Origin of the sequence: Roseiconus lacunae (assembly GCF_008312935.1) — a bacterium.
GTDB classification, from domain to species: domain Bacteria; phylum Planctomycetota; class Planctomycetia; order Pirellulales; family Pirellulaceae; genus Stieleria; species Stieleria lacunae.
This window is the reverse complement of the sequence record NZ_VSZO01000053.1, coordinates 305,436-323,328: the sequence shown is the minus strand read 5'-3', so window position 1 is coordinate 323,328 and position 17,893 is coordinate 305,436. Positions and strand designations below refer to the sequence as shown.

Genomic DNA, 17,893 nt, shown 5'->3' with positions numbered 1-17,893 from the left:
TTTGCAAATCGTAGCGGACCGCTGAAAGACGCCCACTAGGATTGATAGGTCGAATGTTCGACCTTTGCGTTCGCACTTCGTCGATCGAACCAACTCCTTTGTCGGGCGGACACTCGCATTGTTGCGAACAATCAAGGCGATCTCGTGAACTGTCCCAAAGGCGTCACCCGATCGAGACACTCGCCTAGCGAGTTTGTGACGAGGCTGGCGTCAAAACGACCGCAGCACATTGATCGCGACAAGCCATAGGGGACGGCTCGCTGCGGGAATTTAAGTGCCTTGTTGTCGCTGCCAACATTCCGTGAAACGACGCTATCGTTTCGGCACTCCGCCACCCAATGTTTGTGCCAAGACTTGCATGGTTTCTTTTTGACGGTTTTCGACAAACAGGCGAGCTTCCTGTGCCTTGCGTTTCGCCGCTTCGGGATTTTTCGCGAGCGCTAAGACCGTCGACGCAACTCTGGCAACCTGCGATTCGTCATCCAAGTCAAAAAGCCACTCACCCAGGCCGATGTCTTCCCACATGTAGCCTTTGCTGGTTTGTTCGGCCCAGCGACACACGATCGCCGGGACCCCATGACCGATACACATGATCGGGGAGTGCATTTCATTTCCGAACAATCCCGCACTTTGCCGGTACACGCTGATCGCCTCTCCGGTCAGCCAATAATCTGGACGCCATGCTACTCGCTTGCGCACCACCTCTGGCAGACGGTCGAGCAACATTTCTTTACCGACTTGCATTTGCGTTTGATCTTCGGGGCAGAGCAAGATCTTCAAATCGGTTTCGTGAACAACGTCGATGATCGCTTGGCGAAGCGGAGCATGGTCGTGGTCTTTCATCTGCTCGTTTCGAGCATGTTTTTCCGCGTCGAACGCTCGCTTCTTAGACGGAATCGTCCAATACGGTGTGTAACGCAACCTTGGGATGCAACATAAAAACTTCCCGGGTTCAAGCTGATGCTTGGCAAGAAACGCATTGGCTTTGGCGTCATCGCGAAGATCGCAACCGAACGCGGCATCAGGACCGAACTGCAGGACATCGGCCGAACAACCCAGCTGGCGGGCCAATTCTAGCGACTTCGAATCACGAAAGAAAACAAAGCTCGCACCGCTTAGAACCTGCACCGTTTTCTCCATTGCCGCGCGAGACGTTGCTTCCGTTGACGTTGACTTTTTAGGGGGCAGCGTAATTCCATAGATCCCGTAGGGCTTTCCAGTCTCCTTGGACCAACGGACGACATCATTTTGCGCGACGAGCGAAGCCCCCGATCCGTGTAGAAGAAATTCGCAATCGCGAAATGCGTCTTTCAAATCACGGCTATCTCGTACGATCCGTAGCTTTGGGAATCTGGTTTGCAGCAATGCATCGACACCGTTGTCGATTCTGCTTGGCCAAAGATGCACTTCCGCATCAGGCAGATAAGTTTCAAGCAGATGCAACAAACCTGGTGTATGGGCGATATCGCCGATGTTGACAGTCTGCCACGAAGATCGAACCAGTATTTTCTTTGGTGCGGCCGAAGCTCCATCGGCAACTGAGGTGGATGCCAAAAGCGCGGCAAATTGAAGTCCGGCGGCACGTCGTGAAAGCTGAAATTTCGACATCTGTAAATCAGTAAGGCTAAATGGATGATGTTTGACAACGCCAATCATAACACCCCGTGTTCATCAAATCGTCGGCGCGACATTGTCGGCAGTTTCGATGGCAAACGATGGGTGATGTGGGGCCAACATTGAAACGATTTAAGAGTTAGCCGGGATGCTCGCCACGAAGCGTGGGAGATTCCTAGACAAGCTGGCTGCGATCTCTCGCGCGCCCTCCCCTTGGATCATGCTGTGGTGATGGCCCGAAATGGTTTCTAAAATGACGTTCCCGGTCCATTGTCCCCAACCACGATCGGGGCGAGGGTCACTGGCGACGGGGACTTCGGCCGGACGAAGTAAGAGACAAGGCAGATCCAGTCGATTGAGCACGTGGTCCCGGCAAAGGCCGACGTGATGGGCAAAGAGCCGCTGAAGGTCTTCGATGACTTTTCGTACTACCGCCGCCGGCTGTGATTCTTCTAGGACCCCGAGACGTTGTGCGTGCTCGTACAGAAAGGGCAATTGTTCCTCGGGAGTCAATTCGCCGAGTTGCTCCAGCGTCATCTCGAGACCATAGTCTTCGCCGGCGGCAGGTCCATCCGGATCACTTTTGGCGGGAACGGTGCTGTCGAGTAAAACCAAACCGATGACCTCGCGTTCACGTCTTAGCAGTTGTCGAGCGACTTCAAAAGCAAACACCCCGCCGAGAGACCAACCGCCGAGTACGACCGGTCCTTCGGGTTGGTGGCGTTCGATTTGATCTGCGTAGTCCACGGCAAGAAGATCAAGTGTCTTCGGCAAAGGCTCGTCGCCATAGAGCCCCCGTGACCGTATCGCAACCAACGGTTGCTCAGCATCGATGTGTTGGGATAACTCGCGATAACACAGGACGATGCCGCCGGGTGGATGAATCATGTACAACGCGGGGCGATCGTTCCCGGTGTTCAGTGGCACGATGAGAGACTCCGCATCGTAACGGTCATCGATCGGCTGTGATAAATCGATCGATGCCATTCCGAATCGCGATCGGATCGTCTTTGGATAGAGCTGCACGAGTCGACACGCGATCGAACGCACATCGCTTTCTTCGAACAGCAAAGCGCTCGGCACGTTGATTGTCAGTTCGCGACTTAATCGACTGGCGAGCATCGCCGCATCGAGTGAGGTCGCGCCGACCTCGAAAAAGTTATCATCAATGCCAAGTGAATCGATACCTATCTGTTCGCAAAACTGCTCGCAAAGGTATCTTTCCAGGTCACTTCGAGGTGCCAGCAATTCCGTGTTCAATTCCAACGGGCGCAGCACCAAGTCGCGACGTCGCACCTTACCGCTGGTGCCAATCGGCATTCGCTCGATCGCGTTGATTACCTTCGGACGCTTGTAGGCCGGAAGTGTTTGTTTGAGTTCTCGTTGTAACTCGGCGATGCTTTTTCTTTTTTCCAGTTCTACAAATGCGACCAAGCGTCCCGCAGTTGCCGGGTGCTCCGACACGACTACCGCGGCTTTTCGAACTCCTTCACAGAACTCGATTTGACGCTCGATTTCCTCGAGCTCGATCCGATACCCGGCAACCTTTACCTGATGATCTTCGCGACCGAGAAAGACAACCGCGCCATTCGCCAGCTTCCGTCCTCGGTCGCCGGTCAAATAAAACCGCTTCGGTTGACCTTTTTCATCGAGCACAGAATTTGAATGAATAAAAGCCTGCTTAGTTAACTCCGGTCGATTCAGATAACCAGTTGCGAGTCCGGTTCCCGAGATTGCGATTTCGCCGATCGCTCCGGCGGGAAGTGGCGTGTGACAAGCGTCGAAGATCCTAACGTCGACGCCATCGATCGCACGCCCGATCGGAATGGGACCACGTTCATCGATTGATCCATCGATTAGCATTGCCGTTGCTTCAACTGCTGCTTCGGTAGGTCCATAGAAATTCCAAATCAGTCCCGTAAACGACCGACGAATTTTGTTGACTAAGTCATGAGTCAACGTTTCGCCGCCACACCAGATCTGCCGCAGCGAACGGAGTGACGCAAATCGATGATGTGCGACGATCGCCGATTGCAGGCTGGGAACGGCAGGCAGGACTGTGATTTTCTCGCGATGGAGTTGGTCGATCAATTGATCTAAATCAACCGAACCGGACGAGTTTGACCAGACCGGCGTTGCGTTTTGGTGGACGGTCGACAATACAATTCCCATTGCCGCATCGAATTGATGGGACAATAACACCAACACACGGTCGTCGTCGCAGAGTTCTACTGTTTTCTGTCGCCATCGAAGCGTATTTGTGATCGCACGATGGGGAACAACAACGCCTTTCGGATTTCCTGTCGATCCCGATGTGTAGATGACGTAGGCTGGCTGATCTGGCGATGGATCAGGGAGCGATCTTTCGTCACGTTCTCGTGAATGCGGATCGATCACTCGGACGTCATGGACGCCAATCCAATCACAGTTCGCATCGCAAACAACGGCTTCCACACCGGCGTCTCGATTTAGCACGTCGAGTCCTACCGCAGGCTGATCGGTATCGATCGGCACCGGAATGGCGCCGGCTAACATCACTCCCACGATCGCGATCCATGCCTCCTTCGACTTGGGCATGCAGACGGGGATAATCTCGCCCGGCGAGACCTGATTTTGAACCAACGCGTGCGCGAATTCACGAGCTTCGGTAACTAACGGGTGCTGGCTATCTCGAAAGAGGTCGCTAATGGTCGTCGGAAGCGAACAACCGTCAGTCATCTCGGCAGGTCGATCGCAAACCACCTGGTCCACCAAAGGAACATCGAGTACCGGCAATGACGGGTCATATACCAATCGTTCGACCAAGCGTACGAACGATTTCGCGATTGAATCTACCGTAGACGGATCAAACAAATCAGCACAGTAGCAGATCATTCCCTGCAAATTCGATTCGCCGAATTCAAAAACGAATTCCAAATCATAGTGGCACGTCGGATGATCGATCGGGAAAGTACTTTGTCGTAAACCGGCGAAATTCGTGGTGCTCGCCTGAGTTGATGGTTCATCCTTAGCCAGTAAAAATGCGGCCCGTCCCACTTCACTTTTGACTTGTGATTTTTCAAAGGTACAAGAGGCTTGGAACAAGGGGTGGTATCGGTGGTCACGGGCAACTCCGACTGCTTTGACAATCTCCGCAAACGGCATTCGCTCATTCGACAACGCGGCAACCAAGCTTTTCCCGACCTCCTGCGCTAATCGCTCCAGAGATGGATTGGATGACACGTCCGCGACGATCGGAAGCATGTTGACGAAGAAGCCGATTGTCGATTCAAAGTCACGGTTGCTGCGTCCGGAAAACGGCATGCCGATCGCAAACGTCTGTTGGCCAGAAAATCGAGCAAGAACGACTTGGACTAAGCTCAGAACGATCGTATTTTCGGTGACCCCCAGTTGCCTGGCTAGACGCACGATCTGCTGCGTCGTTTGGTAATCGATCGAAATCGGATGAACGCCGGCACGATGTGTGAACTGAGCAGGCCGGTGAAAGTCCGTCGGCAACTGCAGGATCAGACTGATTCCATGCAACTGTTCAGTCCAATACCTGAGCGAGCGTTGAGCGTCCTTGCTATCGAGCCATCGTCGCTGCTGGGCAACAAACGTTTGGTAATTGCAAACCGCGTCAGGAAGTTTTCGATGTCCGGGCGCAGGCGATTTAGAATGCAGATCTGGGTTTTCAGAGTAATCAGAGTAAATCGAGTACAATCGATCGACTTCGCCCATCATCAACACCAACGACCAAAAGTCGACAATGATATGATGCGTGGTCGCTAACACGACCACATCGTCTGCGGCCACTTGAAAGCAGATGATCCTTAACAGTGGCCCCTCGCTCAGATCGAACGGTCGCAGACATTCGTGCCGCATCTGCGCACGTATCTCCGCGTCGCTCGCACCGGGCATCGCGATGACTTTGAATTCTGGCGGCAATGAATCGAGTACCCGCTGCAGCGGTTGCCCGTCGTCGCTCTCAAGAAACACCGTTCGCAAGGCGTCGTGCCGATCGGCCAACGCGTCGATCGCGCGATGGAGCGATTCCAAATCCACGTGCGACCGGAATCGCGAGGGAAAGAACACATTCGACGCGGTCTGATTGGGTTCGCGTTTAGCGGCAAACCACAAACCTTGCTGCCCAACGGACTGGGGGAATCGATCACTTTTCGCGGCTAGCGATTCACGTTCGGCCTGCTCTTTCAACAATCGAGCCAGCAAATTGCGTTTCTCGCTTTCCGATAAGCCGTCCAGTCGATCATCCACTGCCGAGTTTACCTTCTGATTGGTTCAGCATTTTTGCCAGCAGCGCATCGACCGATGCGTCCGTCATGTGTGGCAGTTGCTCCAGCAATTTGGACGCCGGTGTCGGATCGACGTTGTCATCCGCATCCACTTCCATCGGCGGTTGATCATCGTGATCGACGCCGGAGTTGAAAATTTCAACCGCGGTTTGTGATAGATCGTTCAATCCTTCGGAACGCATCAGGTCGGCGATCGGCATTTCAATCTTCAAACGGTTTTCGATCCAGTTACGCATCTCTACCGCCATCAGCGAATCCAGCCCCAGCGATAGCAGGGGGCGATCCCATGGAAGCTCATTGAATTCGATTCCCAACAGCGATGCCGCCTTTTGCCCGACGATCGATGCGATCATCGCATGCTGGGATTGTCGGTCAGCATCGCGGATTTCGTCGACCGTGGCGAGACGATTCGACTGGACAACACCGTCTGCTTTGCCTTGAAGAAGATGCGCAAATCGGGGAGAGACTTCGCCGGTAATTCCCAATCCCCGCCATTTGCTCCAATCCATTCGCAAGACACTTTGATCGGTCAAATCTTCGATCAATGCGTGTTCGAGACATCGCATCGCTTCGTCGGCAGTGAATGTGAGCACGCCCTGACGTTCCAACCGTTGGCTTAGTTCATCGCGGGCCGCCAAATAACCGACTTCGCCGACATGCCCCCAATTGATCGCGACGCCGTGCAATCCGATAAAGCGGCGATGGTGGGCAAGGGAATCTAAGAAGGCATTCGCGGCCGCGTAGTTCGCTTGCCCCGCATGACCAAACACGCTCGAGAGTGACGAAAAGAGCACAAAGTGATCCAAGTCATAGTCGCTGCAGACGTCGTGTAGATTCCAGCCCCCTTGAACCTTCGGACGAAGGACCCGATCGAGTGTTTCGCGATCAAGATCTGCTAACAACCGATCTTCGAGAACCATCGCGGTGTGAAAGACACCCGCGAGCGGCGGGCAGTTCGATTCAATCTGTTCTGCCGCTTCACGTACCGAATTGAAGTCGACCAGATCGACCGGCAAGTGATGAAGTCGACAGCCGAAACGTGTTTCGATCTCTGCAACCTGAGCGAGCACTTCCGGCGAGAGTCGACGACTGCGTCCGCCGAGTGCGATTTGCTTGGCCCCCCGTTCGGCCAGCCATTCAGCCAACCGCAGGCCGAAACCTCCCATGCCACCGACGACCCAATAGGTTCGATCGGCTTTCAATCGCAGCGATGCCTCCGAACCGGCGAACACGCGAGACGGTTCGACGGTGTAATCGACGACGACCTTTCCAATATGCTTCGCTTGTTGCATGAAGCGAAACGATTGGTTGGTTTCGTCCGCATCAAACACTTCAACGGGCAGCGGTTCAAGTTCCTGGCGATCGAACTGATCGACGATCCGTCGCAACATTTCGCCCAAACGTTGAGGCTGGTGACGAATCAATTGATCAAGATCGATCGCTAAGAAAGAGAGGTTGTTCCGTAGCGGCAACATTCCTAACGGGGCGTCGCCATAGATATCACGTTTACCGATTTCAAGAAACCGCCCGCCGATCGACAAGATCGAAAGGCCTTGCCGGATCGCGTCACCGGGCAGTGAATTAAGGATCACGTCGACGCCACGTCCATCGGTGTAGTCGGCAACCTGTCGTGAAAATCGCAGCGAACGCGAATCCATCACCAATTCGGCCCCTGCATTGGCGACAAAGTTTCGCTTTTGATCGGTGCCTGCGGTTGCAAAAATCCTTGCGCCGGCGGCCTTGGCCAACTGAATTGCGGCCAACCCGACTCCGCCGCTAGCGGAATGAATAAGCACCGTTTCCCCAGATCGGACCCGCGCCAAATCGTTCAACGCGTACTCTGCGGTTAGAAAAGCGATCGGGATCGCGGCCGCCTGTTGGTGTGACAAACCCTTTGGCTTTGGAGCGACCAAGTCTTGTTTGACTTGCACGTGCGTCGCGAAAGCCCCCGGGGCGACAGCAATGACTTCGTCACCGACATTGAAATCATTAGCTGACTTTCCGACTCGGACGACCTGTCCACTACATTCGGCCCCCAAAATTGGCGGGCCGTCCGGCAAGCCTGGGTACAGATCAAGCGACTTCATGACATCGCTAAAATTCAATCCGGACGCGAACACTCGGATTTCAATTTCATCGTCGGCCAATTTACACGGCAAGTCACTTTGATAATGCAACTGGTCGATCGCCGCGGACTCGCCCCGCCGCAACCGGCAGCGACTTCGTGACTGACTCTCCGGACGCAACGCTAAATTCTCAGAAGGCTCGAAGCGTCGGACCCAGCGAATCGTATCACGGTACATCACCTCGTCTTCGCGGTCGGCTTGGCGAATCAATTCGTCGAGCAACGATTCACGAGTACCGGATTCGTTTGTCGAAATGTCAATTAGCCGAGTCTCAAGTCGCGAAACTTCACTGGCAATGACGCGACCAATGCCGACCAATGGACCGGCAGCAACAACGATCGAGTCGGTGGTTTGGTCAGCGGGTTGTGCGTTGTTGGTGACGACGAATAGACGTGCCGTCGACTGCTGGATTGATTGCTCGGTCGCCCGTTGCCAGGAAGCTGCCAAATGGGTCGGGGCAACTGTCGTTAAGATGGTCGATTTTTCGAGGACGTTTTGGTCAAGCTCAGCATTCTCTGGAACATCGATTCCCCACAAGTAAACCAAGTCCGTCACGCCGTCACCGACGTCACTCAACAAACGGTCAAAATGACTTCGGTCTTCCGGGTCAATGATGAATGAGTTTTCGCCCAAGCGTTTGAAGGCGTTCCCGTGTTGGACCGTGATGACACGATCTCCGACTGGCAATCGTTCAACAACCTGCGCCGCCAGCCCGGTCAAGTCGGCAAAGACAACCCATTTGCGAGTCTCAGCCATCGCCGAATGATCAGTGCTTTCGGCCGGTTTCCAGCAGTAGCGATACAGTAGCGGCGTGATCGAATCTTGACGCTCGCTCCCCGAGACTCGCACACTTTCGAAGCCGCCGATCGCGGCGACAAGATGACCTTCGGAGTTATAGATCCAAAGGTCGGCAACCATTCGGTACCGATCTTTACGTTTGATCTTTGCTACCGCAGTCAGATTGCGTTCGATTGATCCGAAAACATCGAACGATGCAATGCGATTGGGAAGGTAAAGGCCGCCGGAAGCATCGTCGAATGCCGGGTCGGCGACCACCATGGTATGAAAACAACTATCAAGAAGTGAACTATCGACGGAGAATAGATCGTGGTGATCTCCGATCTCACGTTCTTCGGGAAGCTTAATGGAAGCGGCCGCTTTGTAGTCTTGCCGCGTTGCCGTGACAAGGCCGCGGAAACGGTCTGCATAGTTGAGCCCTAGGTTCTCGCAGTGCCGATAAAGGTGGCTCGCATGAATCGTCGTGGGGTAGGACTGCGCTGCTTTCGGGGATCGATGGGAAGCCTCCTGTCGATCGGTCACTGACACACAAAGGTCGGCGGTCGCGACCGAAGTCCATTCATTTCCACCAACTTCGCTCCGTGCGATCGTGATGACACGCCTCTGTGCGTCATAGTTCGTTTGCAGGCGCGTCGGCTGCTCGGGAGACAAAAGACACGCGCCGAGAAGCCGAAAATTCTCGATCGAAACATTTTCAGACGGGTGAATTTGATCTCCCACGGCCATGCAAAGCCGAAGCAACGACGCAGCCGGCAGGACGCACGAGTGACGTACGCGGTGGTCTGAGAGGATCGCTTGATGATCCAAATCGATCCGATTTTCCCACGTCGGAGTGCTTCCGTCCGTTTGGTTTCCCAAGATTGGGTGCCAAAAGTCTGCCCCCTGCATCGCGACCGATTCCGGAGACTGGGTCCAGAGTCGGCGTGTCACCATTGTTAGCGGTGGCAGCTTCACCAGCGGCAACCGATCTGAAGAAACGGCAAGATCGATGGGGTAACCCGCTTTGAACAAGTTCGCTTTCGCGGTCGCAATTTCTTGTCGGTCGTCCTCTCGTCGGTTCAGTGATGCGACGGTGACACAGGATTTCCCACGAGCCGCAAAGCACTCGTCGATCGAATACGTCAATACCGGGTGTGGACCGAGCTCAATTGCGTAGCGGATGTCTTTTTCCGCCAGTACATCCATCGCGTCGGCAAACCGAACCGACTGGCGAACGTTCTTCCACCAGTATTCGGCGTCCAACTCTTCGCCCCTGATTTGCTGCCCCGTCACGGTGCTGATCATCGGAACCAAGCACGCTTTCGGGGCCAGACTTGAAAGAGATTCCAGCAGCTCGTCGCGAACCGGATCTACGAGAGGACTATGGAAGGCGTAATCGACCTTCAACTGCCGGCAAAAGAGGTTCTCTGATTCCAGTTGTGTGGCGAGTTTTTCGATTGCTTCTTTGCAACCTGACAAGGTCAACGAAGTCGGACCGTTGATCGCTGCGATCGAGATCTTGTTCTCCAAGCCGACGAGATAGCCGCTCGCTTCTTCAAGACTCAGTCCTACGGCAATCATCGCACCGCGGCTGGTGGCAAGGTCCATCGTCCGACCGCGATGGACGGCAACTGCCGCGGCTTCGTCAAATGTCAACGCCCCGGACAGATACGCCGCAGCGATCTCACCAACGCTATGTCCGACGACGATCGATGGTTGGATTCCGGATTCTTTCCAGACCGCAGCCAAGGCGATTTGCAAGGCGTATAGACTGGGCTGAGCGATCGAGGTTTCCTGCATGCGAGAGTCAGCCTCGTCACGCAGTAGCTCCTCCCGGAGTGACCAATCGATGTGCTTTCCGAATGCCTTATCGCAACGGTCGATGACATCAGCAAACACCGGGCAATGCATCAAAAGCTGACGCCCCATCGCCCACCACTGCGGTCCTTGCCCGCTACAGACGAACGCGATCGGCGGTGTTTCTGTGGTCCCGTCGACCGACCTCATTTCCGACACGAAGGTTTCAGGATCATTCGCAATCGCCCGTAACTGCGCCGCTAATGCCGCGCGGTCATGTCCGATCGCAACGCTGCGAAACGGATGGTGCGTTCTGCGTCTGCTCGCGGTAGCAACGACCGCATCCAACGGGCAATTCGAAGCCGCCAACTGATCAGCCCATGCGTTTGCGGTTTGTAAGAGAGCGGATTGATTGTGCGCAGTGACGGGCAAGCAAAACAACTGATTGTCGGCGGAAGACGCAGGACTCGTCGTCGATTCGGAAGCACTCGCCGTTGCGACCGGGGATTCTCCGATCACCAAGTGGGCATTGGCACCGCCGTACCCAAACCCATTGATGCCGGCCGCTCGAAGCCGATCGGATTGCCACCGCGTGGTTTCCTTAGTGACCGATATGCCAAGACCGTCAAAGTCAATCGCCGGATTGGGCGTTTCGAAGTTCAAATGCGCCGGGATAGTTTGGTACTTCATCGCCAGCGCGACCTTGATCACGCTAGCGATCCCGGCACCGGCTTCTAAGTGCCCGATGTTGGTTTTCACACTTCCAACGGTACAAGGTGTTCCGCTGATCGCCCCGTAGCAACTGCCGATCGCACGAGCTTCGATGGGATCTCCGACCGATGTTCCGGTTCCGTGCGCTTCGACGTAGCTCACATCACTGGGAGAGACCGATGCTCTTCGAAGTGTTTGCCGAATCAATTCTGCTTGGGCATTGCCGTTGGGAACGGTCAACCCTTCGGTGCGTCCATCTTGGTTGGTTGCCGAGCCCCGGATGACCGCATAGATCGAATCACCATCAGCGATTGCGTCGTCGAGACGTTTGAGCAACACCATGCCAGCGCCTTCGCTGCGGACATACCCATTGGCGGACGCATCGAACGTTTTGCAACGACCATCGGGTGAAAGCACGCCAAGTTGGCTAAAAGCGACATAAAAATCGGGTAGCAACAGGGCATTGACGCCACCTGCGAACGCCATTTCGTTGGCAGGGTCTTGCAAACTTTCGCAAGCCAAGTGCACCGCGATCAACGACGACGAACAGGCCGTGTCAATCGCCAAGCTTTCGCCACGCAAATCAAAACAATACGAGATCCGGTTGGCGGCGATGCTGCTACTGCCGCCGGTGTTGCTGTATGGACCGATGACCGCGCGGTCGCGAGCGCTTAATGCGGCGATCGAATAATCAATACTGCTAATACCGACGTGAACTGAGACACTGCGGCCGGCAAGATGATCTAACGAAATGCCCGCGTCTTCACTTGCTCGGTACGCGGTCTCCAACAACATCCGCTGCTGTGGATCCATCGCCGTCGCTTCACGGGGCGAAATGCGAAATAAATCGGGATCAAATCGATCGATGTCACGAACGTATCCCCCCCACTGGCTCTGCGTTTTCCCAGGTCGCGCCCGGCCACCACAGTAAAACTTTTCCAGCGACCAGCGATCGGCAGGGGTCATCCTAATCGCATCGCGTCCGCTTTGTAGAAGGTCCCAATACGCATCCGGGCTGTCGCACCCACCCGGAAAACGGCAGCCCAGACCAATGATCGCAATCGGTTGATATTCGTCGCCCACGTCGCTCGGTCACCTTTGAAAAAACTTGCTCGTACGACGTCCGTTCCGCAACATCCAATCCACCGGGCATTTTCGCCATTCGGCGTCGTTTACCCAACCGCGTTTATCCTTGCAGATTATGGTGGTATCGTGTGCACCACGGCGCATCGATCAAGCAATCTTTCACTGACCGTGCGAAAAGTCTCAGTCGGCTGCCCCAAGCGCCCGGGTTGGCGGGACCGATGCCGCCCTTAATGCCGGGAAAATCGCGCCTGCCAATCCAATTAGGATTGCCAGTAAAGCCCCTTCGATGACGGTCAAAGTGTCAATCGAGGGCACAAGAACGCCACTCGCGGCGGGATGACGACTTAGCCCCACGCAGGTCAGGTAAGCGAGCAGACTTCCGATCACAGTCGCGAGCAACGACAAACAAAGCGACTCGGCCAAGATCATTCGCACGACTCTTCTTTTTGGCCACCCCACCGCTCTTAAAACACCAATTTCACGGGTACGTTCTAAGACGCTGGTCATCATGGTGTTGAGCGTACCGATCGCGCCAATCACAAGTGCAATCACCGATGTCATCCACGCCATCGCGGAAGCCAACTTCATGCGGGTGTCCGAGCCGACAAACTCTTCGGTCGGCAAAGCATGCAACCGTCCGTCGATCGATTCGATCGAAGCAACGATCTCGTCGGCTTGATCGGAATCAAGCGACGCTTCCAAAACGACGTTGATGTAGGTAACTTGACCGGCCCGATCGGTCAACTGCTGCAGTTGATCCAGGGGCATGATCATTGATCCGTTCTCCCAAACACTTCGGCTTTCAAATACGCCGGCGACCACAAACGGTTCTTCGAAGATCAACGTCTCGTCTCCGGCACGCAATCCGACTCGCTGGGCAAGATTCGATCCGAGCGAAAGTTGCTTGGCGTTCGCAGGAACCTCTTCGACGGTTTCAATCCACTGATAGTCATCACGCAACCAACTTTCGCGGGCAATCCCCATGGTGGGAATGCCAAAGACCTGCCGTTCTTCGAGTGACATCGTTTCGAGCAAAACACCGGCCGTCCGACTGACTCCGCCAACCGAAGCGATCGCTTGGACCGATTCTTCGCCGACACTGCTACTAAGTCGATCCGCGGTGCCTTGGCGTGAAACAACGACATCGACGGCGTGCGATCGATAAATGTCGGCAAACGAATGTGTGAACCCCTTGGCGATCCCACGGAGCGCGACGACCGAGGCAACCGCGACCGACAATGCGATTAATGTCAACGCCGTCCGGCTAAGGCGACGTGAGAGATTGCGTAAGACGAGCGTATGAAATCGCATGTTTTTATAAGTTTAACTTCGGATTGATCTTGCCAAAGCGACCACGGAGGCGTGACAAGTCAAGCAGCCTCCGGTGTAACCATCTTCAAACAACGAAAGTCCGTTTTTCGGCGATGGCCTGAAATGGATCACGATTTGTCAATTTATTCAACGGTGGACTAACATCGTTGCCTTTTGCTCCGCAACAGCACCGAAGCTTCACTGCATTGAAAATCGTCAGATCCATTAGCCGACGGACGTGAGTCCCGGTGAATGCGATTCAATCGTGGCAAACGCCTTGCAGCAATTACCAATCAAAAGATGAAACACTGCACTAGCTTAGCGTTTACGATTCTCGCGTTTGCCGGAATGCTGACGGGCTGTCGTGTTCGAAGCGTTCCCTTCAAGCATGAAGGGACGATGCGAATGTCAGGCAAAATGAACGGTGACATGTCTCTGTCCGGAAACATGGGCGTCAATGGAAAACTTCAAACTGAAATCCTGACCGGCGGCGACAAACGCGATAGCCCGCTAAAGCCTGTAGTTGTCGATGGCGATGCAAAAAAGCACGACCAACGGATTGCGATCATCGATGTCGACGGAATTTTAGTCGATCGGAATGCGACGGCATTGCTTAGCGCCAGCGAGAACCCAGTCGCTTTGTTTCGAGAAAAATGTGCCGCGGTGACCGATGACGAAAGAGTCAAGGCAGTCGTGCTGCGAATCAACTCACCCGGCGGCGGGGCCACCGCGACAGACATCATGGCCCGAGAAATCGAGCGACTGCGTGAGACACGCAAGATTCCTATCGTCGCCTGCGTGATGGACGTTGGCACCGGCGGGGCGTATTACTTGGCAAGCCAGTGTGACCACATCATTGCTCACCCGACAAGCCTGGTCGGAGGTGTCGGGATTATCCTTAATGTCTATAACCTGGAAGACACGATGGGGCAGTTCAACATCTTGTCGACACCGATCAAAAGCGGCGAAAAGATCGACGCTGGCACCCCCGAACGCCCGATCGCTTCCGGAGAACTGGACATGCTGCAACAGATTGCAGACTCATTCCATCAGCGATTCATCGGTCAAATCATCCGCCGCCGACCCGACCTGCAAACCAATCGCGATCTTTGGACCGACGGCGAAGTTTTCGCGGGTAGCAATGCCGCTGAAGTCCATCTTGTCGACCAAATCGGCTATATCGACGAAGCGATCGCCGAGGCAAAACGACGTGCTGACCGGAAAGACGACTGGGCCGTGCAGATGTATCGCCGAACGGACAACCATGCGTACACGGTGCTCGACCGCGTCCCCGATGGTGTCGCCATGCCGTCGCTATTTCCGATTCACATCCCGGGCATGGACCGTAGTTCGATGCCAACGTTCCTGTTCATGTGGCAGTCCGATCCTGCGATGGCTTCATCGCTGTGACGCCCGAATGGGCCTATCACAGAGCCTACTGGACGGTCCAATTAGCCCTGGCGTTGAATTGCCACCACCTGCTGTGGGACTGTTAACATCTCACAAATCGGCGGGGATTCCGTCGAATCGATCTGGCAAGCTGTCGGAGAAAGTCGGCCTTTTTCGATCTAAATTTCGTTATTTGTGTTCGCACCAACCGACTTCGTGTCCATTGAAATCCCGTGATGTTGTAGAGTTCCATCAAATTGGCAATTCTCGGTCGTGGCTTTTTTTGGGGCACGTGAGCTCACCTTGCTGCCGATTTCGGTGCGGCGCGTATGCAGCCGATTTCTCCAGGTCACCCATTCTCTTGTACAAGCTTCCACGATCGTGATTCCAAACCCTACCGTTGATGAGATTTGCCGCAAAGTCGAAGCCTCCGTTCTACGCGTGGCATCGATCACCGACCTGAGATGCACCCAAGAAGATCGCAAGGTCACGTTGCACGGAAAGGCTCCCTCGCGAGAAGAGTCTGTCTTGGCCGTCGTGGCCGCACGCTTGGTTCCCGGTGTCGAAACGGTGGCCAGTGACCTGAAAATTTCTCGCTGATTCAATCTCGTTGCTTTGCCACCGCAATGCCGCTTCAGATCCGAACCGACGAAAGCATCGCAGCTGAGACACGTGACACGTTAAATCATTGGCTACGTGACTTTAACCGAACCGCAAACCCAGTTTGGTGGGCCGCTTCCGATGAAGCTCTCCAGCCTCGCCCGTTGTTTACCACCGCCCACGACGAGAACGATCGTTTGCTGGGCGGCTTGATCGGTAACTCGGTAATGAAGTGGCTGCGAATCGACATCATGGCGGTGTCCGAATCGGCACGCCGTCAGGGTGTTGGCCGTCGGCTTCTACAAGCGGCCGAGGACGAAGCAGTACGACGCGGCTGCGTCTATGCGTTCGTGGACACAATGAGCTATCAAGCGCCGGAATTCTATCAACGCTGTGCCTACCAAATCTCCGGCAGCATCCCCGACTGGGACTCGCACGACCACACCAAATTTTTCCTCACCAAAAGTTTGGTTGTCGTCTGATCGTCGGGGCGTCTCTCACGATCGCGACCCCGCGCTCGCCGAAAGCTCCGAATAGGAATGCAGGCGGCGCCCAATCATTGAGTTAAACGCGAATCGTTTGCTTGCCGCCGCACCCGAACCTATCGCAATTCGATTTTCCGGATGTCGCAAACGGCTTTGTTGGCAAGCTTCTTGCAGCCAACTTCCAAGCGGTACTTCCCTTTTTCCAGTTTCAGCGAACCGATTTCTCGCGGGACGAAATTTTGAAAGTGCCCCGTGTCTTTGACTACCAATGGAAGCGTTTGCTTGGAATGATCTGAAAGCGAGGTCACGACGAACTCGACTTCACTCCCGCCTTGACCTTTCCCGCAACCTTGATGAACGACCACGGAAAACTCGCGGGCGTCATTGATTTCGAATTGCCACGTCGCGGTATCGCTGGCAACCGTCCAGTAGCCAATGGTATTTTTATGCGGTTGTGGTTCGAAACGTAGTTTTTCGCCTTGAGTTTCCGCGTGGTGAGCCGGCAATGTTACCTTTCCGTTCTCGGACGGTTTGACAACGAAGGGCGCATCACAGCGACGGATTTTTTCGAGCAACTTGACTTCGATAGAAAGTGGCAGCGTCGCGTTCTTGGGAACAAAGACACGCCAGTGATCGATTTCCGGAATGAACCGAAGTTCATCGGCAATGCCCTTTGCGGTCACCGATTCGAGGCGATTGTTCAGCCGCGGCAGCGAGACATAGCCAGCGTTGGGCAATTCATTCACCGTCATCGTGACCGTCGAGCCTTTGGCTTGGAGATTTCCCCACGCTGTTTGCTGCGACCATTCACCCACGCATTGGGACCATACCGGTACCGCGAAAAAGAAAGAACTGACTAGGACGACGAGGTTCAACAAAGCATTCATGTTTGAATTTGGTAAATAGAATCAAGGCGTAGTGATTGTCAAATGGATCACGCAACCGCTGATGTGGTGGTGATCGATTGCGTGTCGAAATTCCCGATAAGCCACGGAGCGCTAGCTCGCGGTTTCAAGCACAGCTCCTTTTGAAATCACTTTAGTTACGGGTTGGGCGAACGTCTTCGAGAACCTTTTCGAGCTGTCGCATGCTTCGCGATAATAGGACTCGAATTGCGACGTCAGTCTTTCCGAGTCGTTCGGCAATTTGTTTTGTTGGCAAACCATCGGCGTATCGCAATTGGATCGCCTGCTGTTGCTCTTCGCTGAGCGAAGCGACCGCCTCTTGCATCCGCATCATCCGAACGTCCCGACTGAAGACGGCACTGGGACTGGTCATGCTTGCCGAAAGCATTTGCTCGAGTGATGCCGGCGAATCTCCGGATGAACCACCGCCGGACGGTGCGTTAAGTGATTGCTGGCGATTGGCATCGCGCCGCTGTGCGTCAAAATGAAAGCGATGGGCATCGACCACACGACGCCGCGCGATTTGCTGAAGCCAATCCATCGGTGAGTATTGATCGAGCGGCGCCGTTGCTAAACTGGTGACGGCCGCGGTAGCAATGTCTTGGACCAAATCGTCGATCTCGGTAACGGCCAGCAGGTGCTCACCGGTAATCGAGCGAACAAAACCGCAAAGCTGGGCGTGGTTTTGTTGGAGAAAAGTCGCCAAAGCGGTTTCATCTTTGGATTTGATCCGATCGATAAGGTCTTGATCGCTCGCTGAATCATCTGTCATTGTAAAATTTCCGTTGACATCGTCATGC

General features: G+C 54.6%; 9 protein-coding genes. 3 read left to right on the top strand and 6 right to left on the bottom strand.

The window, feature by feature from the left end:
- Positions 1-312: 312 nt before the first annotated feature.
- The 4 genes from FYC48_RS24305 to FYC48_RS24290 form a co-directional block, all read right to left on the bottom strand.
- Complete coding sequence (locus tag FYC48_RS24305) at positions 313-1,608, bottom strand: polysaccharide pyruvyl transferase family protein (RefSeq protein WP_149499380.1); 1,296 nt, start codon at positions 1,606-1,608, stop codon at positions 313-315.
- A gap of 138 nt (positions 1,609-1,746) precedes the next feature.
- Positions 1,747-5,868 carry a non-ribosomal peptide synthetase gene (locus tag FYC48_RS24300; protein ID WP_149499379.1) on the bottom strand — a complete coding sequence of 1,374 codons (4,122 nt, stop codon included), beginning with the start codon at positions 5,866-5,868 and terminating at the stop codon, positions 1,747-1,749.
- Complete coding sequence (locus tag FYC48_RS24295; RefSeq protein ID WP_149499378.1) at positions 5,861-12,400, bottom strand: type I polyketide synthase; 6,540 nt, start codon at positions 12,398-12,400, stop codon at positions 5,861-5,863. Before FYC48_RS24295 ends, FYC48_RS24300 begins: the two co-directional genes overlap by 8 nt.
- 183 nt (positions 12,401-12,583) lie before the next feature.
- On the bottom strand, positions 12,584-13,714 hold the full coding sequence (locus FYC48_RS24290; protein WP_149499377.1) for an ABC transporter permease: 1,131 nt from the start codon (positions 13,712-13,714) through the stop codon (positions 12,584-12,586).
- Positions 13,715-14,014: 300 nt separating this feature from the next.
- On the opposite strand from FYC48_RS24290, the gene FYC48_RS24285 reads away from it, so the two are divergent.
- The 3 genes from FYC48_RS24285 (at position 14,015) to FYC48_RS24275 (ending at position 16,185) form a co-directional block, all read left to right on the top strand.
- Positions 14,015-15,124, top strand: a complete 1,110-nt coding sequence (locus FYC48_RS24285; protein ID WP_160149747.1) for a S49 family peptidase — start codon at positions 14,015-14,017, stop codon at positions 15,122-15,124.
- A gap of 360 nt (positions 15,125-15,484) precedes the next feature.
- Positions 15,485-15,703, top strand: coding sequence for a BON domain-containing protein (locus FYC48_RS24280; RefSeq protein WP_160149746.1), 219 nt, complete (start codon positions 15,485-15,487; stop codon positions 15,701-15,703).
- Between the two features lie 26 nt (positions 15,704-15,729).
- Entirely contained in the window at positions 15,730-16,185 is a 456-nt protein-coding gene (locus FYC48_RS24275; protein ID WP_149499374.1) for a GNAT family N-acetyltransferase, read from the top strand.
- A 119-nt stretch (positions 16,186-16,304) separates the two neighbouring features.
- Here the strand turns inward: FYC48_RS24275 and FYC48_RS24270 are convergent, their stop codons facing one another.
- Positions 16,305-17,075 (bottom strand): hypothetical protein, encoded by a 771-nt coding sequence (locus tag FYC48_RS24270; protein WP_149499373.1) that lies wholly within the window; start codon positions 17,073-17,075, stop codon positions 16,305-16,307.
- Between the two features lie 151 nt (positions 17,076-17,226).
- Positions 17,227-17,865, bottom strand: a complete 639-nt coding sequence (locus tag FYC48_RS24265) for an RNA polymerase sigma factor (RefSeq protein ID WP_149499372.1) — start codon at positions 17,863-17,865, stop codon at positions 17,227-17,229.
- Positions 17,866-17,893: the final 28 nt, after the last annotated feature.